At 58.9% G+C, this 6,053-nt stretch carries 2 protein-coding genes, 1 tRNA gene and 1 pseudogene; 2 read left to right on the forward strand and 2 right to left on the reverse strand.

All coding sequences use genetic code 11. The features are described from left to right. Positions 1–17 precede the first annotated feature (17 nt). Both GKC28_RS01890 and GKC28_RS01895 read left to right on the forward strand, forming a co-directional pair. Positions 18–94 (forward strand) — tRNA-Pro (locus tag GKC28_RS01890). Positions 95–817: 723 nt separating this feature from the next. After that, the gene (locus GKC28_RS01895; RefSeq protein WP_174144837.1) at positions 818–4,462 is read left to right on the forward strand and encodes a vitamin B12-dependent ribonucleotide reductase; all 3,645 of its coding nucleotides are present in this window, start codon (positions 818–820) and stop codon (positions 4,460–4,462) included. A gap of 267 nt (positions 4,463–4,729) precedes the next feature. On the opposite strand, the pseudogene GKC28_RS01900 reads toward GKC28_RS01895, so the two are convergent. Beyond that, positions 4,730–4,939, reverse strand: a pseudogene (locus GKC28_RS01900) (transposase); the annotation flags it as partial. Positions 4,940–4,979: 40 nt separating this feature from the next. Further along, positions 4,980–5,990: an IS30 family transposase gene (locus GKC28_RS01905; protein ID WP_174144838.1), complete on the reverse strand. Its 1,011-nt coding sequence runs from the start codon at positions 5,988–5,990 to the stop codon at positions 4,980–4,982. Between the last annotated feature and the right edge of the window lie 63 nt (positions 5,991–6,053).

Consider the following 6,053-nt stretch of genomic DNA (forward strand, 5'->3'; position numbering starts at 1 on the left):
TAGGAAGGCGCACGGTCCGGGGCGTGGCGCAGTCTGGTAGCGCACCTGTTTTGGGTACAGGGGGTCGTGAGTTCGAATCTCGCCGCCCCGACCACTTCTCTCCATAAAATTGCAGCGAGTCTTTGCCAGGTAAAACCGCTTGAAGGATTCGCTTCCCGCTTTTGTTGAGAACAATTGGCTTGATGCAATCTTGAGTGTTAATACTTCTTTAATACCCTGTTAACACTCCCTTAACCAACTGCCGCTGAACCGCATCAGTTTGTTAAGGGCTCCACGGGGTCCAATGCTGCAGCGCCATGATACCATCGGAAGATCACCGTAAAGTTGTTTGTGCATGCCACTTGCCGCCGGCCGCTCAAGGGATGTGAATCATTGCCCGAATGAGCTGCCGTTCCGGCGCCTCTGCGACGCGGCAAGTTACTTGCTTGGCATAAGAAATCCGGGTTGCCCGTAAACTGGATTTTTACACTGCCGGACGTGGCAGCCTGTGGATGAATCAATGGTCGTCGCCGGACCCTTGAAACCGCGAATAGCGTCAACAGCAAAGATCGTTGCCAAGGGGTAAATTTAACGTTGACCCTTTGTGTGTGAATACGCCAAATTGTGGACACCGGTTGCGATGGCACTAAATCTGGTGGGTTAAGGGGCCACAGCAACAACGCTGAAGACAGCAGACAGTCCTTTGTAGAATGGCCGGCGAGGGCCGCAAGTGCGCCATATGGGGCGTGCGCTGGATATCTGCGTGTTGCGTGGCCGGACTGGCTGGTGCGGGGGCACCGTGACACTTGACCGATGTGTGCTTGAGAAGGGGCAGAGCATGAAGATCGAACGGAAATTCACCAAACCCGGGCAGGATGCTTACGCCGATCTGGCTTTTGTCTCTGCAACCTCGGAGATCCGCAACCCGGACGGGACCATTGTTTTCCGGCTCGACAATATCGAGATTCCCGCGTCGTGGAGCCAGGTGGCCAGCGACGTTATTGCGCAGAAGTATTTCCGCAAGGCCGGTGTGCCGTCCCGCCTCAAGAAGGTCCGCGAAAAGGACGTGCCGGAGTTTCTGTGGCGCTCTGCCCCCGACAAAGGGGCCGAATTCGGAGGAGAGACGTCCTCCAAGCAGGTGTTTGACCGTCTGGCGGGCGCCTGGGCCTATTGGGGCTGGAAAGGCGGCTACTTCTCCTCCGAGGAGGACGCGCGCGCCTATTACGACGAGATGCGCTATATGCTGGCGACCCAGCGCTCGGCGCCGAACTCGCCCCAGTGGTTCAACACCGGCCTGCACTGGGCCTATGGCATCGACGGCCCGGCGCAGGGGCATCATTATGTCGACTACAAGACTGGCAAGCTGACCAAATCCGACAGCGCCTATGAGCACCCGCAGCCCCACGCCTGCTTCATCCAGTCGGTCTCTGACGATCTGGTCAAGGACGGCGGCATCATGGACCTGTGGGTGCGCGAGGCGCGGCTGTTCAAGTACGGTTCCGGCACCGGCACCAACTTTTCCCATCTGCGCGCCGAGGGTGAGCCGCTGTCTGGCGGCGGCAAATCCTCTGGCCTGATGGGCTTCCTCAAAATCGGCGACCGCGCGGCGGGCGCCATCAAATCAGGCGGCACAACCCGTCGGGCAGCAAAAATGGTGATCGTGGACGCCGATCACCCGGATATCGAAGACTTCATCCAGTGGAAGGTGATCGAGGAGCAGAAGGTCGCGTCCATCGTCGCGGGCTCCAAGATGCACGAGAATATGCTGAATGGTATCTTCGAAGCGATCCGCAGCTGGGATGGCGGCGAAGCCGATGCCTATGACCCGTCGGTCAACTGCGGGCTGAAATCGGCGATCCGCGAAGCCAAAAAGGTGGCGATCCCGGAAACCTACATCAAGCGGGTGCTGGATTACGCCAAGCAGGGCCATACCTCGATCGAATTCCCGACCTATGACACGGATTGGGATTCCGAGGCCTACAGCTCTGTTTCCGGCCAAAACTCCAACAACTCGATCCGGGTGACCAACGCCTTCCTGCATGCGGTCGAAAAAGACGCCGATTGGGAATTGTTCAACCGCACCGACGGCAAGGTCGCCAAGGTGATCAGGGCCCGCGATCTGTGGGAGAAGGTGGGCCACGCGGCCTGGGCCTGCGCCGATCCGGGCATCCAGTTCCACGACACCGTAAATGAATGGCACACCTGCCCGGAAGACGGTGAAATCCGCGGCTCAAACCCTTGCTCTGAATACATGTTCCTGGACGACACTGCCTGCAACCTGGCGTCTCTGAACCTGCTGAGCTTCTTGAAGGACGGTCAGTTCCAGGCAGACGATTACATGCATTGCTGCCGCCTGTGGACGCTTACGCTGGAAATCTCGGTGATGATGGCGCAGTTCCCGTCCAAGGAAATCGCGCAGCGCTCCTACGACTTCCGCACCCTTGGCTTGGGATATGCTAATATCGGCGGCCTCTTGATGAACATGGGCTACAGCTATGACTCGGATGAGGGCAGGGCGCTTTGCGGTGCGCTGACCGCGCTGATGACCGGCGTTGCCTATGCGACCTCTGCGGAGATCGCATCGGAGCTTGGCGCCTTCCCAGGCTATGCCAAGAACGCAGATCATATGCTGCGGGTGATCCGCAACCACCGCAACGCGGCAAAGGGCAATGCTGACGGCTATGAGGCGCTGTCCGTGAAGCCGGTGCCGCTGGACATCGCCAGCTGTCCCGATGCGCTGCTGACCGATCTGGCCGCAAGCGCCTGGGACGAAGCGCTGGAGCTGGGCGAGAAACACGGCTACCGAAACGCGCAGACAACGGTGATTGCGCCGACCGGTACCATTGGTCTGGTGATGGACTGCGACACCACCGGGATCGAGCCGGATTTTGCCCTGGTTAAGTTCAAGAAGCTGGCCGGGGGCGGTTACTTCAAGATCATCAACCGTTCGGTGCCGTCGGCGCTGGAGGGGCTGGGCTACAGCTCTTCCCAGATCGAGGAAATCGTGTCCTACGCGGTGGGCCATGGCTCTATCGGCAATGCGCCTGGCATCAACCACACCTCGCTGGCAGGCCACGGCTTCGGCCCCAATGAGCTAGCCAAGGTGGATGCGGCGCTGGAATCGGCCTTTGATATCCGCTTCGTGTTCAACCAATGGACCCTAGGCGAAGATTTCTGCACCGGCGTGCTGGGTATACCGGCGACCAAGCTGAACGATCCGACCTTCGACCTTCTGCGCCACCTGGGTTTCACCAAGGCGGATATCGAGGCGGCCAACGACCACGTCTGCGGCACCATGACCCTGGAGGGCGCGCCGCATCTTCAGGAAGAGCATTACGCGATCTTTGACTGCGCAAACCCGTGCGGCAAGAAAGGCAAGCGTTTTCTGAGCGTTGACAGCCATATCCTTATGATGGCGGCGGCCCAAAGCTTTATCTCGGGTGCTATCTCAAAGACCATCAACATGCCGAATTCGGCGACCATCGAGGACTGCCAGAAGGCCTATGAGCTGAGCTGGAGCCTGGGCATCAAGGCGAACGCGCTCTACCGCGACGGCTCCAAGCTGAGCCAGCCGCTGGCGGCGGCGCTGGTCGAAGATGACGACGATGCGGCAGAGGTTCTCGAGAGCGGCGCGCCTCAGGAAAAGGCGGCGGTTCTGGCCGAGAAGATCATCGAGAAGGTGGTCATCAAGGAGGTGCTGAAATCGCACCGCACCAAGATGCCGCAACGGCGCAAGGGCTATACCCAGAAAGCGGTCGTCGGCGGCCACAAGGTGTATCTGCGCACCGGCGAATACGAGGACGGCAATCTGGGCGAGATCTTCATCGACATGCACAAGGAAGGCGCGGGCTTCCGGGCAATGATGAACAACTTCGCCATCGCGGTGTCGGTTGGCCTGCAGTACGGAGTGCCGCTGGAGGAGTTCGTTGACGCCTTTACCTTCACCAAGTTCGAACCCGCGGGCATGGTCCAGGGTAACGACTCGATCAAGAACGCGACCTCGATCCTCGACTATGTTTTCCGCGAACTGGCGGTTTCCTATCTGGACCGCACCGATCTGGCTCATGTGAAGCCGGAAGGCGCGACCTTTGACGATCTGGGCCGCGGCGAAGAGGAAGGCGTGTCGAACCTTTCGGAGCTGAGCGAAAGCGCAGCGACCCGCTCGCTGGAAGTGCTGAAGCAAATCTCCTCGACCGGCTACCTGCGTAAGCGGCTTCCACAGGACCTGGTGGTATTGCAGGGCGGCCAGATGGACGCAGGTGTTCTGGGCACCGGAACCGATCCGGTGGCGGCGTTGCAAACTCTGGTGCCGGAAACCACTGACGCACCTGCGCAAGCCTCCGGCGGAATGGATGCGCGCACCAAGGCAAAAATGCAAGGCTATGAAGGAGAAGCTTGCGGCGAATGCGGCAACTACACGCTGGTTCGCAACGGCACCTGCATGAAATGCAACACCTGCGGGGGAACCTCCGGCTGCAGCTGAGGAACCTCTGCCTGCGGCACCGGCATACCCCCGACGGTGCCGCAAAAAACACCTCAAGCGGGCTGCGTTCCGCTTCGAACAAGATCAGGAACGGGTGCGCCCGTTCTGAACACCGGGATGGCCCAGGTAAGAAAAAACTTTCGGGCAGTCAATGAAGGAGCCTGACCGGTGACAACTGGCTTCCTCTGGATCAGAGGGAGCCATTTTCTTTTTAGGGGGCTGCGTTTTTGTGAACTCACGCTGAAGCGCAACTTCTGATATGTCGTTTTATTCCAAACGGTTCTGGATTTCCATCAGCTTGCTTTCGAAGACTTCTGCTGGTGTCTTGTAGCCGAGGCACTTGCGCGGGGTGGAATTGAGGCGGTGGCAAACCGACCTTAAATATCGGTTTGTCAGCACCGTCGGCTCGGTCGAGCGAGGCAGGTATTTTCTCAGCCTGTTGTTGGTGTTCTCGACGGTGCCTTTCTGCCACGGAGCNTGTGAACTCACGCTGAAGCGCAACTTCTGATATGTCGTTTTATTCCAAACGGTTCTGGATTTCCATCAGCTTGCTTTCGAAGACTTCTGCTGGTGTCTTGTAGCCGAGGCACTTGCGCGGGGTGGAATTGAGGCGGTGGCAAACCGACCTTAAATATCGGTTTGTCAGCACCGTCGGCTCGGTCGAGCGAGGCAGGTATTTTCTCAGCCTGTTGTTGGTGTTCTCGACGGTGCCTTTCTGCCACGGAGCTTGCGGGTCACAGAACCAACTGTCCGCCCYGATGCCGTCCTTTAGATGGCGCCATGCCGAGAACTCCGTGCCGCGGTCGAAGGTGATCGACTGGCGTGCATCGGCGGGCAGGGGAGCCAGACCGCTGATCAGCGCCTCCATGATCGGTTTGGATTGCCGGTCCTCGTTGCGCATCACGACAGCATACCGGCTCACGCGCTCGACGAGCGATGTCACGTTCACCTTTCCATGTTCTTTGCGGAACATCATCAGATCGCATTCCCAGTGCCCGAACTCTGTGCGCTCTGAGATGCGGTCAGGCCTGTGAGACAGGCTCTGCACGTCGAAGATGTGAGTTCGATTGTGCCGCCGGTGCCCACGCGGCCTGCGGCGCTTTCGATGCTCTGGCAGATGGCGATAGAACTGTTCCTCGCGGCCATCCTTGGAATAGGCGAAACGGTAGATCGTCTCGTGGCTGACCCGGACCGGATGACGCTCGAGCCGCATCCGGCCGGCGATCTGCTCTGGTGACCATCCGGCCTTGAGGCGGTCTTCGACCGCTTCTTTCAGTTCCGGGTGGACGATCAACTTCCGGTGTACCGCGCGCCGCTGCTCGTACATCTCCTGGGCGGCCACTGCGTGGTATCCGTTCAGCTCAGGAAGTTCCTTGTCATCAAAGAAATTACGCTTGAGTTCCCGGTAGATCGTAGACGCTGCGCGGCCCAGCCGGTCTGCGATCTCAGGCACCGGCATTTTGGCTTCACGCCACTTGGCAATCTTCCGGCGTTCTTCCAAACTCAGGTGAGGGTAATTGCGTCCCATTCAATAGCCTCCATGCAAACATCTGTTTTGATACAGAATTTGCACTTCGGATGTGAATCCACC

Source organism: Leisingera sp. ANG59 (genome assembly GCF_013317235.1).
GTDB lineage: Bacteria > Pseudomonadota > Alphaproteobacteria > Rhodobacterales > Rhodobacteraceae > Leisingera.

Coding starts and splice junctions, on each gene's coding strand:
- GKC28_RS01895 (WP_174144837.1), top strand. CDS start 818: ATGAAGATCGAACGGAAATTCACCAAACCCGGGCAGGATGCTTACGCC.